General features: G+C 51.3%; 17 protein-coding genes. All 17 read right to left on the bottom strand.

The features are described 5' to 3' along the window. Positions 1–7 precede the first annotated feature (7 nt). The 17 genes from pyrF to rodA all read right to left on the bottom strand — a co-directional run bounded on the left by pyrF (position 8) and on the right by rodA (position 23,001). Entirely contained in the window at positions 8–838 is an 831-nt protein-coding gene (gene pyrF, locus HMPREF2890_RS01795; RefSeq protein ID WP_070464443.1) for an orotidine-5'-phosphate decarboxylase, read from the bottom strand. Between the two features lie 271 nt (positions 839–1,109). Then, positions 1,110–2,150 carry a branched-chain amino acid aminotransferase gene (locus HMPREF2890_RS01790; protein ID WP_070464441.1) on the bottom strand — a complete coding sequence of 347 codons (1,041 nt, stop codon included), beginning with the start codon at positions 2,148–2,150 and terminating at the stop codon, positions 1,110–1,112. An 18-nt stretch (positions 2,151–2,168) separates the two neighbouring features. Next, the gene (locus HMPREF2890_RS01785) at positions 2,169–3,503 is read right to left on the bottom strand and encodes a glycoside hydrolase family 57 protein (RefSeq protein WP_070464439.1); all 1,335 of its coding nucleotides are present in this window, start codon (positions 3,501–3,503) and stop codon (positions 2,169–2,171) included. A 53-nt stretch (positions 3,504–3,556) separates the two neighbouring features. Continuing rightward, positions 3,557–4,819, bottom strand: coding sequence for a glycosyltransferase family 4 protein (locus HMPREF2890_RS01780; protein ID WP_070464437.1), 1,263 nt, complete (start codon positions 4,817–4,819; stop codon positions 3,557–3,559). 28 nt (positions 4,820–4,847) lie between these two features. Next, complete coding sequence (locus HMPREF2890_RS01775) at positions 4,848–6,947, bottom strand: glycogen debranching enzyme N-terminal domain-containing protein (RefSeq protein ID WP_246825241.1); 2,100 nt, start codon at positions 6,945–6,947, stop codon at positions 4,848–4,850. A gap of 995 nt (positions 6,948–7,942) precedes the next feature. Further along, positions 7,943–8,392, bottom strand: coding sequence for an ATPase (locus HMPREF2890_RS01770; protein WP_070464433.1), 450 nt, complete (start codon positions 8,390–8,392; stop codon positions 7,943–7,945). A 49-nt stretch (positions 8,393–8,441) separates the two neighbouring features. Next, positions 8,442–10,286 (bottom strand): V-type ATP synthase subunit I, encoded by a 1,845-nt coding sequence (locus HMPREF2890_RS01765; protein ID WP_246825232.1) that lies wholly within the window; start codon positions 10,284–10,286, stop codon positions 8,442–8,444. Between the two features lie 8 nt (positions 10,287–10,294). Beyond that, complete coding sequence (locus HMPREF2890_RS01760) at positions 10,295–10,939, bottom strand: V-type ATP synthase subunit D (RefSeq protein WP_070464429.1); 645 nt, start codon at positions 10,937–10,939, stop codon at positions 10,295–10,297. Between the two features lie 22 nt (positions 10,940–10,961). After that, on the bottom strand, positions 10,962–12,317 hold the full coding sequence (locus tag HMPREF2890_RS01755; protein ID WP_070464427.1) for a V-type ATP synthase subunit B: 1,356 nt from the start codon (positions 12,315–12,317) through the stop codon (positions 10,962–10,964). Positions 12,318–12,330: 13 nt separating this feature from the next. Then, positions 12,331–14,124, bottom strand: a complete 1,794-nt coding sequence (locus HMPREF2890_RS01750) for a V-type ATP synthase subunit A (RefSeq protein ID WP_070464425.1) — start codon at positions 14,122–14,124, stop codon at positions 12,331–12,333. 36 nt (positions 14,125–14,160) lie between these two features. Then, positions 14,161–15,075 (bottom strand): DUF2764 family protein, encoded by a 915-nt coding sequence (locus tag HMPREF2890_RS01745; RefSeq protein ID WP_070464423.1) that lies wholly within the window; start codon positions 15,073–15,075, stop codon positions 14,161–14,163. A gap of 6 nt (positions 15,076–15,081) precedes the next feature. Further along, a complete protein-coding gene (locus HMPREF2890_RS01740; RefSeq protein WP_070464421.1) occupies positions 15,082–15,696 on the bottom strand; it encodes a hypothetical protein in 615 nt (204 codons plus the stop codon). Between the two features lie 347 nt (positions 15,697–16,043). Beyond that, positions 16,044–16,238, bottom strand: a complete 195-nt coding sequence (rpsU, locus tag HMPREF2890_RS01735) for a 30S ribosomal protein S21 (protein ID WP_070464419.1) — start codon at positions 16,236–16,238, stop codon at positions 16,044–16,046. A 137-nt stretch (positions 16,239–16,375) separates the two neighbouring features. Then, positions 16,376–19,033 (bottom strand): PT domain-containing protein, encoded by a 2,658-nt coding sequence (locus tag HMPREF2890_RS01730; protein ID WP_148130645.1) that lies wholly within the window; start codon positions 19,031–19,033, stop codon positions 16,376–16,378. 196 nt (positions 19,034–19,229) lie between these two features. Next, positions 19,230–20,228: a glycoside hydrolase family 130 protein gene (locus HMPREF2890_RS01725; protein ID WP_070464561.1), complete on the bottom strand. Its 999-nt coding sequence runs from the start codon at positions 20,226–20,228 to the stop codon at positions 19,230–19,232. A gap of 6 nt (positions 20,229–20,234) precedes the next feature. Then, positions 20,235–21,521 carry an MFS transporter gene (locus HMPREF2890_RS01720; protein ID WP_070464414.1) on the bottom strand — a complete coding sequence of 429 codons (1,287 nt, stop codon included), beginning with the start codon at positions 21,519–21,521 and terminating at the stop codon, positions 20,235–20,237. Between the two features lies 1 nt (position 21,522). Continuing rightward, positions 21,523–23,001, bottom strand: coding sequence for a rod shape-determining protein RodA (rodA, locus tag HMPREF2890_RS01715; protein WP_070464412.1), 1,479 nt, complete (start codon positions 22,999–23,001; stop codon positions 21,523–21,525). Between the last annotated feature and the right edge of the window lie 3 nt (positions 23,002–23,004).

Below are 23,004 nucleotides of genomic sequence, written 5' to 3'. Positions count from 1 at the left end.
TGTCTTCTCAAATAACGTGATGCCTCCTTAGCTCGCGCTCCATCTCCGCCTGCAGAGCGAGACTCTTCGCACGCGCAGCCTCAGCAAAGTCCTCCCCCTTGGAGGCAAAGATGATACCGCGGGATGAGTTTACTATCAGACCACACTCGCTCGTCATACCATAGTTGCACACCTCCTCGAGTGATCCGCCCTGCTTACCCACACCGGGTACGAGGAGGAAATACTCGGGGGCGATCTCGCGGATCTGATCGAAGAGCTTTGCCTGTGTTGCTCCGGCGACAAACATCAGCTGCTCATCACTGGCCCACGAAGTCGCTGTCTCTAAGACAGCCTGATAGAGCAGCCGTCCATCCTCCAATCTTAAGTGCTGGAAGTCAGCTGATCCGGCATTGGATGTAAGGGCAAGGAGCACCGTCCAGCGATCGTTATACTCCAGAAAAGGAGAGATGCTGTCGCGACCCATATATGGAGCAGTGGTGACGGCATCCGCTCCCAGCTCCTCGAAGGCAGCGTGCGCATACTGCGCCGAGGTATTACCGATATCCCCTCGCTTGGCATCGAGGATTACCATAATCTCAGGATACTTATTATGCACGTACTCAATCGTCTTCCCGAGCACCTCTAAGCCCTCAGCGCCTAATGGCTCATAGAATGCCTCATTGGGCTTATATGCTATGACAAGGTCTGCCGTAGCATCAATGATCGCTTTATTGAAAGTCAAGACTCCCTCAGCAGTCTGAGGGAGATGAGGAGGAAGTAGAGTGGAGTCACTATCCAGACCGACACAGAGGAAAGACTTCTTACGTCTGATCTGGTCAATAAGTTGCTGCTTATTCATTTCTCAGTATCCGTATTGCATTCGGGCAAAGGTAATGATTTTTGACCAAATCAGCTGTTCAGAGTCCGTCCCATAGTACTACTTATTTGGGAGCGGAACGGCTCAGAGTCAACCTTGACTAGATCTTTGTCACATATCCACATACGCAAGGCTGCTAAGAGATACAAAAAAGAGCTACGAAGCGAATGCAAAACGATATGCATTACCTCCATGTCAAGACAAATTCGTCCCCATCAATGGCGAGCAATTGAAACAATCTTGGTGATGGATTTCACGTTGTCTCAGACTTCAGATCGACCTCTCTTAGCCAATTGTGTCGGTCGGGAAGTCTGCCGGACTGTATGCCGGTGAGGTGATCGTAGAGCTCACGGCAGACCGGCCCGGGCTCACTACCATAGCCGTATATCCTACCTGTATCGAGGTCAACGATCTTGCTGATGGGACAGATCACAGCGGCAGTACCACAGGCAGCGGCTTCATTAAGGGTGCTAAGCTCCTCCACAGGGACGGGACGTCGCTCCACCGACAACCCTAGATCGCCGGCGATGGTCATTAGACTATCGTTGGTCACAGAGGCCAGGATCGACTCGGACTGCGGGGTAATGTATGTTTTCCCTCTTATCCCAAAGAAATTGGCCGATCCACACTCGTCAACGAACTTCTTCTCTTGAGGATCTAAGAAAAGGCATCCCCCTTGATAGCCCTCCTCATACGCCTCATGCATCGCACGGAAAGAGGCAGCGTAGTTGCCGCCCACCTTAAACCTCCCGGTGCCTCGCGGAGCAGCTCGGTCATACGATCGTTGGATCACTACCGGTACAGAGGTGACACCACGCTTGAAGTATGGCCCCACCGGGCAAGCATAGATCGAGAAGAGGTACTCGCTGCTCTCGCTCACACCGACATGTGGCCCCATACCTATCACGAGAGGTCGTAGGTAGAGAGCAGCACCTGAGCCGTAGGGAGGCACGAAGCGTCTATTATGCTTCACCACCAATTGGCATGCTTCTAAGAAAAGATCCTCCGGCACCTCAGGCATCATAATCCCGGCACAAGAGCTCTGTAGGCGTCGAGCATTCTCCTCTGGTCTGAAGAGGCAGACCCGACCATCCCTGCAGCGAAAGGCCTTGAGCCCCTCAAAGGCCTGCTGGCCATAATTAAGCCCCGTGGCTGCGAGATGAACCGCCACCATAGGATCGGCACACAGCTCAGGCCTGCTCCACACCCCCTTAGAGTAATAGCTCCGTACGTTGTAGTCCGTAGGATAGTAACCGAAAGTCAGTGACTCCCAGTCGGTCTCTTCTTGTGGCATTGCTTAGCTCTCTCGCTCTTACTTTGCTTTCTTGGCAGTTCCGGTGCGCTTGGCAGGTTTTTCCGCTCTCAGCTTATGGAGCTCCTCCTGTAGTGCTGTGATCTCCTCGCCCTGGTTCTCGATCGTCTTGAGGAGCGCATTGAGCTCCTCATTCTCAATTGAGCTGGGGTACTCCTCCTCTACGCGGAGGTGGAAGTCGCTCAGCACGTTCATGTAGTTATTAAAGGCGTCGTAGGGACTGCCGTATGGACTATAGAGACCTGTGTCCTTATTCTCCATAGCTGTGGACATATAGAGGAAGTGGTCGCTGCTCTGGAGGTAGGCCCAGTCTTGCTTGATTCGCCTATTGCCACTCATACGGGTCCGCTCTGCCCACTCTACCAGCTTGCCGAAGGCCTCCTGCTGGAGGATGTTACCGAGCCAAGACTTTGTCGTCTTCTCCTCCTCCGACCAAGAGATGGTGTCTAGAACGCTGATCTCATCCTCCGGCCGGAGCTGAGCAAAGACCTCAGATGGTGTCGCCATCTCTAGCCCGGCTCGCTCGATGTACTCCGGAAGTGCTCGGAAGAAGTCAAAGATGCCCGATGTGGCAGGGCAGAGATTGCCCAGCACATCATAGCTCATATCGAGGTAGGTCACCTGCTCCCCCTTGCCCCGATCAGCGAGCCAAGAGGCGTACTTGTCGGCTGTCAGCGGATACTCGTCCCAGCTCTGATCGCAGAAGCGTCGAGAGAGGTCCTCCGAGAGAGCGGCATGCCTCATCAGGAGATGAAGCTCAGGCACTACTGCACTTTGGTAGACGAAGTCGGGACTCTTCCACCCCAGCACATGCTTAGCACCCTCGGTAAGCATTCCGTGGAATCCCATCTCCGAGACTGCAAGAGCAATGTCGTCATCAAAGAGGAGCTCGGTGTTGCGTAGCACCTTTGGCTCGTAATTGAATATCGCCTTGAGAGCCGTGACATGCATCCCCACCTGACCCTTAAACTCCGCCTTGGACGGTGCAAGAGAGGATAGACTATGGGCGTAAGGCTCTGCCAGTAACTCCACGCATCCGGTCTCAGTGAGCTTACGGAAGCTGTCGATTAGCTCCGGCGTGTACATCTCTATCTGATCCAAAGCAGTTCCGGAGATAGCGAAAGCGACCTTCACCCTACCCTTTGACTCTTGGATCAGGTCGTAGATCATCTTATTAGCCGGCAAATAGGATCGCTCGGCAGCAGACCTCATATACTGCTCGTTGAGAAAGTCATCGAAGTAATAGTGGTCATTACCTATGTCGAAAAATCGGTAGCGCTTCAGGCGGAAAGGCTGATGCAGCTGAAAGACGAGGCAGAGTTTTTTCTTATCCATAGTGAGAGTTTATCTATCTGGCAGGTTATTCAAAAAAGGTATCAGGGGGTACATCACCGTCCAAGGACCTGATCGTAGAGACCACGTATCTTGAGCGCCACTTTATCCCAAGTGATCCCGGCTACCTCATCCAGCCCCCTCTTGGAGAGGAGATCGTGAAGAGCAGGATAGGTGACGAGAGCGTACATCGCGTCCGCCATAGCATCAACATCCCAGTAGTCGAGCTTGATCGCATAGGTGAGTATCTCAGAGCAGCCTGACTGCTTAGAGATGATACAGGGGACGCCACACTGCATCGCCTCAAGGGGGGTAATCCCAAAGGGCTCCGACACAGAGGGCATCACGTAGACATCGCTGGCATGGTATACCTCATACACCTGACGACCTTTCATAAAGCCTGTGAAGTGGAAGCGGTCCGAGATGCGCTTCTCCGCAACCAGGCGGATCATCTCATCCATCTTGTCTCCGCTCCCGGCCATAACGAAGCGCACATCTCTCTTCTTTGCCAGCACACGTGCTGCTGCCTCCACAAAGTACTCAGGCCCCTTCTGCATTGTCAGTCGACCGAGGAAGGTTATCACTTTATCCTTAACACCTCGCTTATCCGGGATATTGAGGATTGACTCCTCAAGAGGGATCACGGCGTTGTGTACAGCGGTCACCTTAGCGGGATCTTGATGATACTTCTCGATCACTGTCCGGCGCGTCAGCTCGCTCACACACATGATATGATCAGCATGGTCCATGCCATCCTTCTCAATGGCGTAGACTGTAGGATTGACGTTGCCACGACTGCGATCAAAGTCTGTGGCGTGTACATGGATCACGAGTGGTACTCCGAGGACTTGCTTAGCGTGTATTCCGGCTGGATAGGTCACCCAGTCGTGAGCGTGTATCAGATCGTAGTGATCGGCACGTGCGACGACACCTGCGACAATAGAGTAGTTGTTGATCTCATCGATAAGGTTGTCCCCATACTTTCCTGAGAATTGGATGCACCCTATATCGTCCGTCAGCATATACCTAAAGTCCGCATAGATGTGATCCCTCAAGTGATAGTACATCTCCGGGGTCATCACGCGACCGATCCGCTCCTCAAGGTACTCTCTTGAGGGATCCTGATAGACGATCGGCACCTCGCTGGCTCCGATGATACTCATGTATGAGCTGTCCTCATCTCCGGATGGGGCAGGCAGCATAAGTGTAATGTCCATATCCTCCTGCGAGGAAAGTCCCTTGGTGATGCCATAGGTAGCAGTCCCGAGACCTCCGGAGATGTGAGGGGGAAACTCCCAGCCAAGCATAAGTGCTTTCATACGATTACTCCTGTCTTGCTAATGGTGCTTATTCCTTACGCTCTGTGTTGAGAGCCTTATCTCCCCGCTCAGACTCCTCTGTCACTGCGGCCTCCTCATCGGCGCCTCCACGACCTTGGTCAGGCGAAGAGGAGTGGTGAGAGGTCATGCTGAGGAAGGAGTCATAGAGGTCTCCCTCCTCATCCCAGATACTCTTGTACTCCACCATTCGATTGACGATGCGGAGTATGGCCGAGACGCTCATCATGAATGAAAGGTCACTCCGCCCTCTGTAAGGCGGGGTCTCGTCATAGATCTCCGAGATGGTACCGATGCCATTTAGGCTAAGCTCCTCCTCAAAGGGGATCAGCATCCGGTCTACGAAGAAGAGGCCGGTCCGCTTGAAGAGCTTTAGGTACGCACTTAGGTAATAGTAAAGGGTCCAGGGCCACGCCCCACCTTGTACATATGCGTAGTAGCGCTCTCTCTGATTACCTCCTGCGTAGCCTTTATAGAGTGGGCTGACAGGCGATAGTGAGCGCAGTCCCTTAGGGGTCAGCAACTCCTTGGTCACATAGTCAAGGACCGATCGCTGCAGCTTGCGAGACATAGGTGAGTAGGTTAGTCCCACAGCGATGATCTGACTCGGACGGACGCTCCAGTCGAGCGGACGACCATCAGCCACGTAGTCGAGCAGGTAGCCATGCTCATTGACAAAGGTCCGGATGAAGCTCTCACGTACCTGATCGATCAGCTCCGTCACCTCCTCGTCCTCTTGCAGGTCAAAAAGGAAGCGATAGAAACAGAGAGCATTATACCACAGAGCATTATACTCCACGATATAACCTCGCCGATCCACGACTGCTGCCCCATCAATCATCGTTCCCATCCAGGTGATCGGTCGACGAGCCTCTCCTGGATCTGCGTATAGCAGACCATTTCGTCGCATCTCAAGCAGGGGTACACGACCCTCCCTGATGTAGCGGATCGCTCGTCTGAGTGTCGCCCCATATCTCTTTTTCGTCTCCTCCTTACCTGCCCATCTATAGTAGTCCTGGATCGCATTAGCAACCCAGAGGAGACTGTCCGGCTGCCAAATGTCCTCGATCACCGAATCTTCCTCTCCCTCATCGAGATAAGACCAGATCGCAGGCAGAGCCGTGTCCATCACTTTATGATAGAGCTCAGGCTCACCGATACCAAAGCTGCACGCTGTGAGCCCCACCATCTCATCCCTCAGGCGGACCCCATACCATGGGTATCCCGCCTTGAGGTAAGACTTCCCCGGTCGTGGCTCGTAGAAAAATTGCCGTGCTGAGCGTCTGAGACAAGTGGCAAAGGTATCGGCCACACCATAGCTCCGGAGGGCCTCCTCAAACGTCTCTTCCAGAGTCTCCGGGTCAATGGCACAATCGGATGCGGATAGGATGATATCCTCTCCTCGGCGAATATTAAGGGAGAAGTAACCAGGGACAGGCAGGTCCTCAACACATGCATTGCCCCGCTCCGCCTCTCTGTCGTAAAAGAAATCTCTATACCATGTCGGCTCCTGGTGCCATACCGCATCATACTTGGAGAGCTGCATATAGAGACGAGGCATCCCCTTATAGAGGCAAAGGGATACCCCATGATCCTCACTGGTGTAGCTCCAGTCGATTTTGTCATTGATATGTGTCAGCTCCCTTACGGTGCGGAAAGCGAGCATAGGCATAAGCCTCAGAGTCGTTTCTGAGTGCGCCTCCAAGAGGCGGTAGCGGATCAGGAGCTGATTGATCTTGGACGAGAAGACGATCTCCTTTGAGAGAACTACTCCACCGACGCGATAGATCGTCCGGGGGCACTCCTCGACGGAGAATTCGCGGATATACTTATGCCCGTTTGGACTCAGGGTCCCGTCATGATACTTATGCACAGCGAGGTGAAACTCTGCCCCGTGCTGGATCACCGTCTCGTCCATAGACGAGAGGAGCACATCGGGATCGGGACCGCTCTCAGACGGCACCACCAGTAGCCCATGGTACTTACGCGTATTGCATCCAACGACCGATGAGCAGTGGTAAGCTCCACGACTATTGGCATGAAGAAGCTCGAGGGGTAACGCAGTCCCCAAGTTGGTCATAATGCGACGATCAAACTTCTGATAACTCATATACTCTGCTACTTTCGTGACGTGGTCTGACATCCGGCAATCCATCAAGGTACTTTCCCATGCCTCCGGCATTGCTATGATTCCTTAGGGTGTGATCGGTGCCTTACTCCCTCCTCTCCCCAAATATACAAACAATTTAGATTTCCTCGCTATTTATAACAGGACAAAACAGTGCTGACGCATTTGAGGGTCGTCCATCAGCGGCGTGACCGCATCCGCAAGGATGTCCGTTCCGTAGGCATCGGTCAAGCCACGAAGTGGCGAAGGCGGATGTATAAGTGTTTATTCCGTAGCCCGCTCCCTTGCGGGCCGTCGCCACATCGGAGATGACCGATATTTATAGCGAGTACACCCATCCGATTGTCTGAGTATCAGTCTCTCTGACGAGTATCAGATCCTTTGCGGTAAAGCTCGAATGCATCAGCCCTGGGCATGCGGGACAGTCTCTTGTGGGAGAGACTCCAGTCCCGAGGGAATGAAACTCCAGTCCCGTAGGGGCTGGAACTTCAGTCCCGAGGGGGTGGAACTGCAGTCCCGAGGGAATGAAACTCCAGTCCCGAGGGAATGAAACTCTAGGGGTAACGCATTTGAGCTTTACAGGCATGCAAAACACACCTCTCTGAGCGTCTCTACACCGGTTGCGCTGTCTTATCGGGCGAGACGGACGAGTTTGGCTGTAGCGGACGAACCGCAGTGCACCCCAGAGGGGCCCACTGTTCCCCATCCTTAGCGATGAGTTGAATGACTTATGTAAGGCTCAAATGCGTCACCTCTGCAGGACAAAAGCCTATTGGGCAACCAACTCACTCGGTTCTTGTTACACTCATCGGATGGTTGACCGCTATCCAAGTATATCCTGCGGGACGATCCCGTGCAGAGTCCCATTTCATTTGCCCTCTATTTAGGATGACTCCTTCAGAGATTTGCCGGTAAATAAAAAAGGGATGTGTCCAGCTGGACACATCCCTTGATGAGGATTGATTATGCCTCTCCTATCAGAGTGAGAACATGGTCAGGAGGGTAACGAGGAGCGCGAGGATCGCGTACAGCTCGGGGAAGACCGCCTCGACCATGGAGATGGCAAAAACATTGTGACCATCAGCGGTGGCAGCAATACCATGAGCAAGGACCTTACCCTGCTTCATAGCTGATAGGAGACCTACCGATCCGAGGAGCAGACCACAGAGGAGGATGGCTGTGGCTGAGAGTACAGACATATCTGCTGCGATATGCTGGCTAGCGAAGTACCAGCCCACAAATCCATAGAGACCCTGAGAAGAGGGAAGCGCTGAGAGTCCTATGTACTGACCCATCTTGGAGGGATCCTTGCGCATTGCCCCGATAGCGGTAATACCGCAAAAGGATAGACCATAGCAGCTACCGATACCGGCGAGACCGACCATCAGTGCGATACCCAGGTAGGCCATTAGAAGTGTAGTAGACATAAATTGATTTACTTATTGAGTTTGTTATTGTTTTGTCAAGAATAATATATCACTTGGAGACCTTCTCCTCAATAGGAGTATAAGGTGTCCCCCCACCCTCGTACTCAGAGTTGTTGAAGTACTCCACATAGGTCAGTCTGACCGGGTGGACAAGCGAGCTGATCATCGTGAGGCAGAAATTGAGCCCGTGACCAAAGGCGAGGATTAGCAGTCCTACCGGTATCGCTGCCCAAATGGGCATAGAGGAGGTGACGGTCTCTGTGAGGGTATTGAAGACCCCACCGAGGATACCTCCCGTCAGACCGATGGCGAAGAGGCGGATATAGGAGAGGGTATCTCCCAGTAGCCCCGAGGCAGTATTGTAGGTGTCCCACAGCCCTTTGCCAAGATTGACGAAGACGCTCTTGCCGGGAGAGTTGAGGAAGAAGACCGCAAAGACGCAGAGCCCTACAACGCCCCAGAGGGTGTACTCAAGCCACTGTGGCAGCTGAATGCTGAGGGCGGGTAACCCGACCACAAGCCCGATAAAGATCACCAATGTTGGCCAAGCGAAGCTGGCGAGCGAAGCGCGGGTGCCGCTCTGGTGTCTAACCTTGAAGGCAGCCACATACTTCGCAAATAGGATCTGGACGAGTCCCAGCGCTAGGGAGATCACCATCAGGTTATCCGACGAGAGGAAGAAGTCCTTGATCGAACTGAGGAAGGGGACCTCGACGAGTGAAATGCCGAAGAAGGTGCCGGCAAGGAATCCCATCACCACAGCGGCTCCACCGAGCCACTGGAAGAGCTCTAAGTACATCTTGGCACTCTCACCCACCTTGCGCTTAAAGATCGTTGCCAATATCAGCACTACCAACCCGTATCCTGCATCTCCCGAGCACATACCGAAGAAGAGCATGAAGAAGGGTGCGATGAATGGTGTCGGGTCAAACTCCCAGTAATTAGGGAGGGAGAACATCTTTACCAGAGGCTCAAAGGCCCTGCCAAAGCGACTATTGGAGAGCTTGATGGGCACATCCTCACCATAGACAATTTCCTCCTGGACGTAGGCGATACCCTCCTCTGAGAGTGCTGCCTGCATGGCGGCATCCTGCTTGGCGGGGACATAGCCCTCCAGCACCATCAGTCGATCGTCATAGAGGCGATCAGCCTGATAGTAGGCATTGTCCATCTGGTAGGTATCGGCGAGGTGGGCCTCCTGCTTATCGAGTATCTGATCGTGGTGAGCGAGGTAGAGCTTGGAGTCCGTCAGTAGCCTTAGCTCCTCCTCCAGACTCTGTCTCTCTACCCTCAGAGAGCTAATGGATCGGTCGGGTAGACGGACCCGCTCGGCATACTCAAGCTCCGGCTCAGGCTCGTCCTCAGAGGTGATGGTGACAAAGTAGGTGGAGCGACCGGCAGTCTGAATGATCTGCGCATGGTAGAGCTCCTCCCACTCCTTATTGTACCTCTGAGAGAGGACGGTCCAGAAGGTCATATTGACCCCCTTGGCTCTAAGCTTAGAGATCAGTGTCGGATCAAAGTCGCCCCAGTATGAGAGCTCATGCTCCTGGGACTTCAGGTCAGAGAGGATCCTCGACTTCTCCCTGATACGGGCGTCAAGGTCACTGACCTGGTTCACGTAGGTGTCATAGTCCGTCAGAGTCTCCTCAGGGAAGTCTATGTGGCGGATATCCTCGGGAGTCTGCTCCTTCTGAAGCGGGTGCTGGTCCATAAGGAAGCCGAGACTCTTACGCAGATCGGCCAACTCGTCCTGCCGAGCCTTAACCTCTCTTATGCGGTCGAGCTCATTGGGATCCTTATTCTGTCGGACATGGATCACGCCTAAGGAGCGCAATTTCTGTAGGAACGCCTCGTACTCCGGCTCAAAGACCAGGAACGAGTACTTATTCATCGTCTCTATCATACTATTGCTTCCATTTCAGATTCTGCCTCCATAGCGTTGCGGCGTTTCTCCTTCTCCTCGTCAAGGTGAGCACGCATAATCTTTTGAGACGCTTTAGAGAGCGATTCTTCGTCCTCAAGATAGCGCTTTATCTTCAGGATTGCCTCCTTGAGACCGGGGATCTGTACTTTCTCGAAGAGGTTGACCTTCTGCGTCGTCTTACGTCTGGCATGCTGCAGGATGTCCAGCTCCAGGCGTCCCACCTCAGCTTGGATGCCAACGGTGGCAAGATTCTTTATCAGCTGCGTGCCCTCCATATACCAGGAGGGGGTATTAAGGAGACTAAAAGGGCGAACCTCAAAGTCTACCTCGCCCAGCACCGGTACCGGGATGCCGGCTACCTTGCGGGTCTCGAGATGGACATCCTCCACTCTGACGAGAGAGGGGTCAAACTCACTCCAGAGGGCGGTCATGGTGTCGAAATTCTCGATACTGTGCTCTACCTGAGCCTCGAGATCCTCAACCTCCTTCTTGACCCGCCGCACCTCGAGACGAAGCGCACTCTCCTTACTCTTAATCGTAGGGAGGATTCGCTCTCGGAGGTGGAGATCCTTCTTCTGCCTCTGGAGAGAAGTTTTGTTGTATTGAAATTTTACAGCCATACCTCAGTCGTACTCACCGGGATTACGCCTCCTCCTGAGAGTGACCGACCATCTCAACATCCTGTGGCCAGTATTTGTCGACAAGAGACTGCTTGATCGCCACCTCAGCGGGTGTGAAGTGCCGAGCGAAGAGCCGCCATGCCGTATCAAGCATCTCTGTGGTATTGATATTGACGTCAATGGCAAGGAGGTCATTGGCGTACTCCTTGGCGAAGTCGAGCGTACGCTCATCGTAGTCAGTGAGGTCAAATCCATTCTCCAGCTTGGTCTGAGCATTGGAGGCATCAGCGAAGAGACGAACACCGGCATTCATCACCTGGGGGTGATCCTCGCGGGTCTTCTTCCCGATCACCTGCTGCTTCAGTCGTGACAGGGAGCGGAAGGGATCGACGATGACCTTGCCGATAGTGCTATCAGTACGGAGATAGAGCTGCCCCTCGGTGATGTATCCGGTGTTGTCCGGAACTGCGTGGGTGATGTCTCCACCCGACAGTGTCGTCACGGCGATGATGGTGATGGAGCCACCAGATGGGAATTGAGCTGCCTTCTCATAGACCTTTGCCAGGTCAGAGTAGAGGGAGCCGGGCATAGAGTCCTTAGAGGGGATCTGGTCCATCTTATTGGAGACTATCGCCAGCGCATCAGCGTAGTTAGTCATATCCGTCAGGAGGACAAGCACCTTCTCATTTTTCTCCACAGCGAAGTACTCTGCTGCTGTGAGGGCCATGTGAGGGATCAGCACCCGCTCGATAGACGAGTCCTCGGTGGTATTGATGAAGGAGACGATACGATCGAGTGCTCCTGCCTCGGCAAAGGTGTTGCGGAAGTAGAGGTAGTCGTCATTCGTCAGTCCCATACCGCCAAGGATGATTTTGTCCGACTCAGCACGCATCGCCACGGTTGCCATCACCTCATTGTAGGGCTGGTCCGGGTCAGCGAAGAAGGGGATCTTCTGTCCCGTGACGAGGGTGTTATTGAGGTCGATGCCGGAGATGCCGGTTGTAATCAGCTCTGAGGGCTGCTCACGACGGACAGGATTGACAGACGGACCTCCGATCTCCACATCCTTGCCCTCAATGATCGGACCATCATCAATAGGATCTCCGTAGGCATTCATGAAGCGTCCGGTGAGAGAGTCGCCCACCTTTAGGGCGGGAGCCTTACCGAGGAAGGTCACCTCGGCATTGGTCGGGATGCCCTCCGTACCGGAGAAGACCTGAAGTGTCACCACATCGTCCTCCAGTCGGACGACCTGAGCCACACGACCATCGATGAGAGCAAGCTCATCATTACCCACACCGGTAGCACGCAGAGAGCAGGTTGCCTTGGTGATGTCGGAGATGTGGGTGTATATCTTTTGGAATGCTTTCTTAGTCATAATCAGTCTACCCTTAGGCGTTAGCCGTTTCCTCTACTACGTGAGACTTGTCCGCAAGGCGTGTCTCAACCATCTTCTTAGCCCGTTCACGGTACTTATTGTAGTCCTCGCTACGGAATTCGGAGTAATTCATCTGCCTCAGCTCGTTGATCAGCTCCTTGAAGAAGACAGAGACTTCGTTGAAGTCCTCAAACGTAAGGTCGCTCTCACAGATGTCAATCACAAGAGAGAGCATCTCTTGTTGGCGCTCCAGAGGGCACATAGCATCGATGGCATCAAAGGCATCCTGCTGGAGGATGACAAAGTCGATCAGCTCAGACTTCCAAAATGTGACATGGTAGTCTACGGGGACACCATCATCACCAAGGATATTGATCTGCTCGGCGATCTCCTGTCCCTGACGCATGCGGTGCTTGACTTGACCGACCATCTCCAGCCAGTCGGGCGAGGCAGCCTCAGCAACATACTTCTGAAACTCCGGGTACTCCAGATACTTCGAGTATGAGTCAATAGGATTGACTGCCGGATAGCGCTTCTTATCCGCGCGATCCTGTTGGAGGGCGTAGAAACAACGCGCCACCTTCTGGGTATTCTCAGTCACCGGCTCCTTGAGGTTACCACCGGCAGGGGATACGGTCCCGATGAAGGTGATCGACCCGGTCTTTCCATTCTTCAGGTGGACATAGCCGGCACGTGCATAGAAAGCCGAGATAGTGGCCGAGAGGTCCATCGGGAAAGCGTCCGGTCCGGGCAGCTCCTCCATACGATTGGACATCTCACGGAGTGCCTGAGCCCAGCGAGAGGTGGAGTCTGCCATCAGGAGCACCTTCAGTCCCATAGTCCGGTAGTACTCAGCGATCGTCATAGCGGTGTACACTGACGCCTCACGAGCCGACACCGGCATATTGGAGGTGTTGGCGATGATGATCGTGCGCTCCATCAGCTTGCGACCTGTGTGAGGATCCTCAAGCTCCGGGAATTCCTTAAAGATCTCAACCACCTCATTGGCTCGCTCACCGCACGCAGCCATGATCACGATGTCAGCCTCAGCCTGCTCCGAAATTGCATGCTGCAGGACTGTCTTACCGGTACCAAAGGCTCCCGGGATGAACCCGGTACCTCCCTCTACCATAGGATTGGAAATATCGATACAGCGGATCCCGGTCTCAAGCAACTTAAAGGGTCTCGGCTTGTCAGCATAGCAGGGCACCGCCTGACGGACGGGCCACTTCTGAGTCATGGTAATGGAGTGATCCACCCCACTCTCATCCGTCAGCACAGCCATCTCGTCGTCCACGGTGTACTGCCCCTTTTGTGTAAGCTTCTTCACCGTATACATCCCCTTGAATGTAAAGGGAACCATGATCCGGTGTGGCTGATGATTTTCCTCCACAAGACCTATCCAAGATCCGGCCTCGACAGTGTCGCCTACCTTAGCAGTCGGCTCATAGTCCCACTTCTTGTCCCGATCAAGAGGATCGGTATACTCTCCACGCTTGAGGAAGAGCCCCGTCATCTTATCCAGATCATTCTGGAGACCATCAAAGTTTTTAGAGAGCAGTCCCGGGCCGAGAGTCACCTCAAGCATATGCTGCTCAAACCGGACTTGATCACCGATCTTGAGTCCGCGGGTACTCTCATAGACCTGCACATCCACCAAGATCCCCTCGATCTTGATGACCTCAGCCATCAGCTCTGAGCCATCATCGAGGATGACAAAGCAAATCTCGTTTTGTGCGACAGGACCATTTACCTCTACAGTCACCAGGTTGGAGACCAACCCTACCACCTTACCTGTAGTTTTCATCTGTATATCGTTTTATATTGTTGTCTATCCCTAAGCTTAGAGACGGTTATGTCTCTTGGCCTCAGCCCGAAACTTCTCAAGGTCTGACCGGCTCTCATGATTGAGCTGATCGATGATCTCCCTGAAACGACTCTTGCCGATCTCTGCATCGAGAGAGCTCCAGCGACTCAGCATCTGCAGCTTAAGCAGGTAGGCCAGCATGGTATCGATGGAGAAAGTGTCAGCAAAGGTGAGACTATCCAAGTACTCCCACTTAAGCTGATCAATGCGATGCTCCCTGGCGGAGAGATCCTCCTCCTCGGAGATCTGTAGCACCTTCTGCACCACCTCTCCCTCCTCGAGGAAGCTTATATCATGCCAGTTGCCACTCCTGAGGAGACGCACCAGCTCACTATCACCGACGATCAGCCTACGAGCGTCAAGGTCGTGTCGCTTGATCGTAATAGCTGCCAGCACAAGGCGGATGGAGCGATCAAAACTAACCCAAGTGCGGACAAACTTATCCCCCCGCTTCATAACGTAGCGGAAGTAATAATTATCTAAGATATCCTCGTAGAAATGCTCTGCAGGGCGGTCAATCTCCTGATCGTGGCGATACTCATATATAAAGTCCACCAGATAGGAGGGATAGGTCTTTGGGTCGAAGTGTAGCTCCTCTCCCACCATCTCGGAGGTAATCATACCTCTCTCTGCCGCATTGACCAACCTGCGTAGCTTATCGGGCCCGACCACGTATGGGACCTGCGGCTCAGGGATCGGTCGATCATAGAGCAGAGCCACGAGTGCCCTATTGTCCTCTCTGAGGAGCAGCAGGTCCAGGAGCTGACCATCTCGGTGGGTAAGCTGCCCGCGAAGGGTCTCCACAAACTCCCTCAGAGTGAGTGGAGGATTTTTCCCGATCTCCGGTCTTAGCGTCGGCAGACCTGCTCCTAAGGCATAATACTCAGCCATAGAGGGTCACTCTTTGTCGGGTGCCGTGAAGAGAGCCTCCCGAAGCTGCGGCCGCATAAAGTCCTTGAAGTACTCCGTCAGGGCCTCCTTGCTTACCACGACCTCATAGCCCTTGTCGGCGGGTGCGATGGCAAAAGAGGCCGCCCTACCCTGGACACTCTTGATGTCAAGTCCTTTCTCCAGGATCCCGGAGGCATGGTTCATAAAGTACTTCCGGAGAGCCTCTCCATCCTCAGTAGAGACAGTGACGCTATTGCTCCCCTCTTCAAAAAGCTTTTGGCATAGTCTGAGTACCACATCGTAGAGCCTCTCAGGGTCGGCAAATGCTTGGTCAACACCCTCGCTGACAGCACGGTCGTTGATCATATCACCGATCTCCGTCCTCAGGGCATCCGAGGCGCGGTCAGCCGAGAGCTGAAGCTCCCTCAGGGAGCGCTCACGCAGCCCGGCCACTTCGCTGTCTGCTCTGGACAAAATCTCCTTAGCCTTTGCCTCAGCCTCAGCAAGGATCTTGTCTCTCTTCTCCTCTGCTGCTGCTACGATCTCCTCTGCGCGAGAGTCAGCCTTGGCGATACCATCCTTGTAGATCTTACTCGCCAGTTCTTGTACTTTGTCGTCCATACGAACTCACTCGATATAGTTGCTAATCTTATTATCCTACTTTATGACTACACGTGAACGACTTCACGCATAATGTCAGCAAACCTACCAATAATTCCGATGATAGCTACCCTCGTTTTACATTATTGATGCGACTTTGCACAGAATTCCTGTTTTTCTCCATTTTTCAAAGGTCAAGAGAGAGATGAATGCCCGATATCGCAGGTTGTTTCAAATGTGGTTTCTGAAAGAAGATGCAAAAAAAGAGAGACAACGGGAAATGACCGTTGCCTCTCTATGTATTTACACCTCCTCAGTGTTATATGTATTCTACATGGTCTACTCTCCTTGTCTGTTGACAGAGAGTATCACTCCATCATCTCCCTACGCATATTCTCTACGTAGCGAGCCTTCTCCATCTTACGACGGCGAATGTCGGAGGGCTTACGGAAGTTACGGTTATCACGCAGACGACGCATAGTGCCTGTGCGGTCAAACTTCCTCTTGAATCTCTTCAGGGCACGCTCGATATTTTCGCCCTGGCTTACCGGTACAATGATCATATAGTAATATTTTCAATGTCCACGGGGATCCATATGTCCCCGCTTCGCCTGCAAAGGTAACCTATTTAATCGGGTTTCCCAACACCCGACCGATGACACAGCCTTAGCCGTCAGGATGACCAAGATGAAGTTTTAGTTTAGATCGTTTTATTACCATTTATAAGACGTTGTATTCTTCTGAACAGGTCTTCTTGTTTTTTTGCTTCTCTACTATTTTCACCATATATGCGTTTTGCTCCAGCAATTAAAGCTTCTGTCAACTCATCTTGCGTAGTCGGCTTTTTAGTATCATCTTTTGATGTAGGATTTTCATCTGTTTTCGGATCAACAGAATCGTTAATAGATTTCTTTGGATCACGTGCATTTTGTTGTCCTGAATCATTAGGATTCTCCACATCAATAGATGTAGAAAGCCCAACTCTTAACTTCTCCTGAACCAAATCAAGTTTATCAATCGGATCTACCTTTTGTTCATTAGTGGATTCAATCTTTACCTTTGGTTGGAATAGCACAGTATCTTGAACTGTTCCGTCTGCCTTTTCAACAGGATGTGATAAGAAAGAAGTTTGTGCACTATCATCAAGTACATCTTTTATGTGTACAGTTTTAGGTGTTTTTACACCGCTTGAATCTATAGTGTAATAAGTAATAGTACGTGTAGAAGTATTGATAGTCTCTACATGTTTTCCAGACATTTTCATCAAGTAAGGACTAACAACAAAATAATTCAATGCTGTTTGAAGTTTTGCTATAAGAGCATTTTTTTCGGCTGTGTTTGCAAGATCAAGCTCAACATTACGAATCTCTTCTACATTTGAGTTATTGTTAGAATCATAATTGTATTTAAGTTCGATTTGTCTTATACCTATAGTACCATCTTCTTTTCTGAATGAAACAATCCGCGTAAGTGTAGATGTATTTCTGTCCCAATAAGATAAACAATAATTACCCTTTTGTGTTATTTGTATAACAGTCTTTGATCTTGTATTTCTATGATATGGTTCAAACAGATCCCAATTCATTTCAAGAACAAGCTTCGTAGAGTTTGCCGCATTAATTTCACCTAATACCTTACGAAAAGGTTGAGCCTTAGAAGATCTGTTTAATAACGAATCGATGATGTAAGCTCTAAGTTCTCCTCCAAGTTGCGATTGTTCAGCAGTAGGAAGCCCACCATATTGAATCGGAATGATAATTACTTGACCATCAACAGGTGATTCCTTGATTTCAACCAATAATCCGTTGATTTGTGTCTTATCAAGATGTTGTATGAAATCGTGGTAAATGTCGCGTCTAAATATTGGTTTGCCATTAGGACGATAAACACTATAGTTTCCATTTTTATCTAATTTTATATAACCATACTGTGTCTTTTTAGCGTCACTACGAACCTCTGCTATACGTTTGTATTGAGGCTTCTCAGAATTTTTCATTTCACTAATTGAAATGGCATATCCGCTATTTCTTACGAACTTGGTTATCTTGACTATTGTATGCGTGTTATTGTCATTGGTTGCATTTGCATTGTGATTTTCATGATAGTTTTGAGCAGCTTTAAAGCGTAGCGCATTCAGCCTATCCATCCCCTCTACTTGAACGGCTTTGCGATTCCGATTCTTCTCTCGAGCTTCTTCCTCGGTATCAGAAGATAGAATCTCAAAACCAATCTCATTTGGATTTTGGAAATAGAACTCAGTTGCTATACTGAATACATTATCTCCATTTGAATCCTGAGCATACAGAGGAATGTATCTCCAATAGAGTCTATCGTTTTCGGTGAGTTCCCGATAGAAGATGTTCTTACCTGCTTTGAATTCTCTCCACGTAGTAACTCGTCTAATGGCAGAAGACCTTCCATCTATGCCTTCAACAAGCTCATAGTAATCAATCTCAGTGTTGTTAGCAATTTCATTAGTAGGAATAACTATCGTGAATTGGTCTCCTTCTTTTATTTCACCTGTCAACAACTTCTCACTCTTAAGACCTCTCATATGATCCACTAAGAATGGATCACATGACCAATCTATTCGTTTCTGAATTGGTGTACTTAGGTTATACGAGGCTGTGAGATCAGGCTCTACATTCTTATTAGAATGTTCTAAGTAACTTTGATAATCGATTGCATCTAAAACCCTATTCTGATATTCCTCGTAGGTTAACTTTAGAGTAACTGGTTTGTCGTAAGAAAGAGTTCGTGGTGTTGAAGTATTGCTGGGCTGTTCAGTAGGTGTTTGTGATGTAGGTTGTGATGTCTGAGGAGTTGTAGGCTGCTGATTAGTCGGTTGTTGTTCTGATCGTCTCTGTTCCTTTCGCTTTTGATATTCTTCAATTTCGTTTGTAATATAAGCAGTACTTACACCAATTTGACTAACGTGCTTTTGATATACTTTTGCAATTACCTCTGGTGTCAGTTCTTGTAGTTCCTTATAGTCTGGATTCTCTTCTCGTAAGTGCTTCCAAACATTTGCGAGAAATCCATACATCTCATCTAATCGTCTTGTTTGTTCAGCCTTATCTCCACCTTCTTCTGCTATTCCCATTTTTACTCGTTTGACAAACTGATCCCAAGTAGGAAGCATGCTGTTATTAGATTGTCTTTGATATGTATCTACAATATCAATCACAGATCTTGTCAAAAACTCAAGAAGTATTGTATCCATCGTTTCTTCAGGCTCGGAGATATGAAATAACCCATAATTGGACAAATCTTCTGCTTGTTTGAAAGAGTTGGATTCCGAATTGCCTCCCAAGTTCAAAGGCGTGTTTTGCCATGGGATCTGATTTCTGGTCTTCATAATTAAATTTTGATTGAGTTGGTTATGGCACAAAAGAAGATGAGATGCTGCTCACATCCCTGCAAGTTACCCTACTCACGTGTACTGTTTTTAACGTTGTCTGCCTGCTCTCCTAGCTTATATCACTACTAGAATACGACAAGTCCTGAAAAAGAATTGACACCGATGGTAAGGCTATCAAGCTCTTTGCTTTTACCTACAGAATGTTTGTCCTCCGAGTAAAGTCGATGATCTCCGGTATGTAGCCAAAGGCGAGACCGGTGACGGAGTCGGCACACCCGTAGTAGACGGCAATACGTCCGCTATCCGGATCGTGGAGTGCAGCACAGGGGAAGCAGACGTTGGGCACATCCCCAACACACTCATAAAGCTCCTGCGGAGAGATGAGGTATGCCCCACTCCGTGCTGTTACCTTCCAGGGCTGATCCTTATCAAGGAGAGCAGAGCCAAAGGCGTAAACATATCCATTGGCGCTCCTGAGCACACCATGGTAGATGAGCAACCAACCCTCCGAAGTCTCGATAGGGATAGGTCCTGCTCCGATCTTGAGACACTGCCAAGCGCTTACCTCAAAGTCTGCCGGCGACATCACATGTCTATGGTGCCCCCAAAACTCCAGATCCGGAGACTCGCTGTAGAATATGTCTCCGAAGGCGGTATGACCATTGTCGCTCGGCCGGCTGAGCATAGCATAGCGACCGTTGATCTTTCGTGGGAAGAAGACGCCATTGCGATTGAATGGCAGAAATGCGTTCTCCAGCTGATGGAAGGTCCGGAAGTCGTCCGTCCAAGCCACGCCGATGGTGGGTCCATGATAGCCATTGCACCAGGAGACAAAGTAGCGACCATCGATCTCTGTCACCCGAGGGTCATATCCATAGACCCACTCCCCCACCTCAGGGATATCACAGTCGAAGACAATCTTATCCGGGGAGATATCCCAGGAGAGACCATCCTGACTAAATCCAACATGAAGACGCATCCTTCGATTGGTGTCGTCGCAGCGGAAGACCCCGGCATACCCGTCCTTGAATGGGACGACTGCACTATTGAATATGCTGTTACTTGTCGGTGTCTCATGCCGACCGATGATGGGGTTTTTGCTGTATCTCCAGAGTGGAGCATGACATCCTTGAGGGCGATCCTCCCAAGGCATATTGGGGAGAGACCTCCCGGCGATTTTTATATTATCCATATTCATTTATTTAGTGAGTTTATTACCATCTCCATCGTAGGAGAAAGGTACTACTTTTGCGCATATCAACCCGGGTATGGACACCAAGACCGCAATGAGGAAGAAGGAGCTGTACCCTACCGCATCGCTGATGGTGCCACTGATCAGGCCGGGGATCATATAGCTGAGGTTCATCAGACTATTGGCAATGGCATAGTGTGCCATGCGATGAGGACCGGGTGCCACCTGCTGCATCATGAAAAGCGTCAGGCCGACAAATCCGAAACCGTAGCCAAATTGCTCCACGACAATCCCTACCGCCGGCCACACCAGATTGGTCGGCTGTAAGAAGGCGAGGAGAAAAAAGATGATAAAAGGGAGATTGAAGATCACAGCCAGAGTGAAAAGCACCTTCCGTAGGCCATAGTGACCTATGTAGTACCCGGCCAATATGCTTCCTCCTATAAAGGCTACCGTCCCCAGGGTTCCGTAGATGAGACCAAAGTCCTTATTTGTCAGTCCCAGTCCTCCGAGATCGGTGCCGGCCTTCAGGAAGAGAGGCGCCACCTTAATGGCGAGCCCCTCTGTGAAGCGGTAGAGGAAAATAAATAGCAGGTAAAACCAGATGTGCTTCTTCTCAAAGAAACTAACAAAGATCTCCCACACCCCTTGTAGTGTCGACTTCACAGACCGCTTCTCATCCGTTACAGGGGCCTCACTATGGGGTAATACTGCCATATGCCACACACCGAGTAGCAGCATCAGGCCGCCCGCCACCAGTACCATACTCTGCCAGGAGCGGACAATCCCAATAGAGGTAGTGAGGTAGCCCACGAGATAGACCAGTCCGCCCTTGGCCAGCACCTTGGCGATGTTGTAGAAGGCACCCTGCCACCCGACAAACTTGCTCTGAAGCGTAGGCGTGAGTGCTTCCATATAGATCCCATCCCCGGCAATGTCATGCACCGACCCTGAGAGTGCCATCACAGCCATCAGGAGGAGCAGTAGCGGAAAAGACTCCTCTAAGCCAAGTGATGCTGCGATCAGGCCAAGCATAAGAGCGGATATAATCTCAGAGATAAAGACGTACTGCCGTTTACTCCCAAAGAGCTCCATCACCGGGCTGAAGAAAGGCTTTAGGCTCCACGGAAGGATCAGGAGGGAGGCCCAGAAGGTGATTTCCTTATCCGGTATGCCCATATCCTTGAAGAGTAGCAGAGAGACGTCCGAGAGCATGACCATCGGGAGCCCCATGGCGAAGTAGACTGTGGAGACCCACGAGATAGGATTGAGTTTGGTGTCGGTTTTCTTCATATTATCGGAGAGTGGAGACCGGCATACGCGAAGCATCCAGTCTCAAGAGTACAAATAAGAGCAGGGTAAAGCTTAGCAACGATGATCCGCCATAGCTGATGTAGGGGAGCGGGATGCCGATCACTGGGACGAGACCGATCACCATCCCCACATTCACCAAGAGGTGGAAGAAGAGTATGGATGCCACCGCGTAGCCGTACACACGAGCAAAGGTCTCCGGCTGGCGCTCAGCGATGTAAATGATACGGCAGATCAGGGCAAGGAAGAGGAGCAGCACGACTAAGCAGCCGATGAAGCCCTCCTCCTCACCGATGGTACAGAATATGAAATCCGTTGTCTGCTCAGGCACGTAAGAGAGCTTTGTCTGAGTCCCCTGTAAATACCCCTTGCCGAGCAGGCCTCCGGAGCCGATCGCGATGAGACTCTGATGCACATTGTATCCGGCACCGGCAGGATCGTCCTTAAGTCCCAGAGAGACGAGGATACGGGTCTGCTGGTGGGGCTGGAGGATATTGTCAAAAAAGTAACCCACCCCGGCATACATGGCCACACTCACCCCGGCAAAGGTGATCAGCCGACCAATATGTCGCCCTCTGTGACCATAAGCCTGTACGACCACCCATACCAGCAGTAGCACCAGCGCAAGGATGGCAAAGATCGAGAAGTCAACACTCACCCACAGGGAGAGGATTGCAGCCATAATCATCAGCGAGGGGGCAATCACCAAGCCGACCAACCAAGCCCGGTCAAGCTCGCAGTAAGCCTGTGCCGAGAGCACCACACCGAGGTAGATCAGTAGCGGGACAACCAATCGTCCGGCAGGGGTAACGCCCCAGACCGGCTCGGCAAACTTGAGCTCCAGCACAAAAAGCAGAGCGCAGAAGACGCCAAAGAGTGGGACAGCACTACTCAGCCCCTCCCTATAGAGGATGATGATGAATGCAGCGTAGACCAAAGCGGATCCTGTCTCTGACTGAAGGACGATGATCAGCATCGGGGCAATGATGATGGCAAAAGCGATCGCCAGGTCACGGGTCCGCTCGAGGCTAAAGTTATACTTTGACATCCACCATGCCAGCATCAGGGCGGTGGTGAGCTTGGAGAACTCCGCCGGCTGTAGCCGCACAGAGTCCGTGATCACCAACCACGACCGCGATCCCTTGATGTCCGGAGCGATGAAGATTGTCACGATCAAGAGACCGATCATGGCGAAGTAGAGCACCGGAGCAGACTGCTTCAGGAAGAAGGTGTCTATAAGCAGTATGGCAATCGCTGCACCGGCGGAGATCCCGATCCATACCAGTTGTGACAGTGCCCTACCCTCAATACTGAAGGAAGTATCGGTGATGGTATAGGTGCCATCAGCTGCATAGATGGCGAGCCACCCAATCACCACCAAGATTAGGTAAAGCAGTATGGCTAGCCAGTCAGCCCGATGCCTCAGTCCCATAGAGGTCCCGGAGGATAGTCTATTAGTCATACG

It is taken from the genome of Porphyromonas sp. HMSC065F10 (genome assembly GCF_001808555.1).
In the GTDB taxonomy this organism is placed as follows: domain Bacteria; phylum Bacteroidota; class Bacteroidia; order Bacteroidales; family Porphyromonadaceae; genus Porphyromonas_A.
The sequence above is the reverse complement of the archived record's forward strand: the minus strand, read 5'-3'. Positions and strand labels throughout refer to the sequence as shown.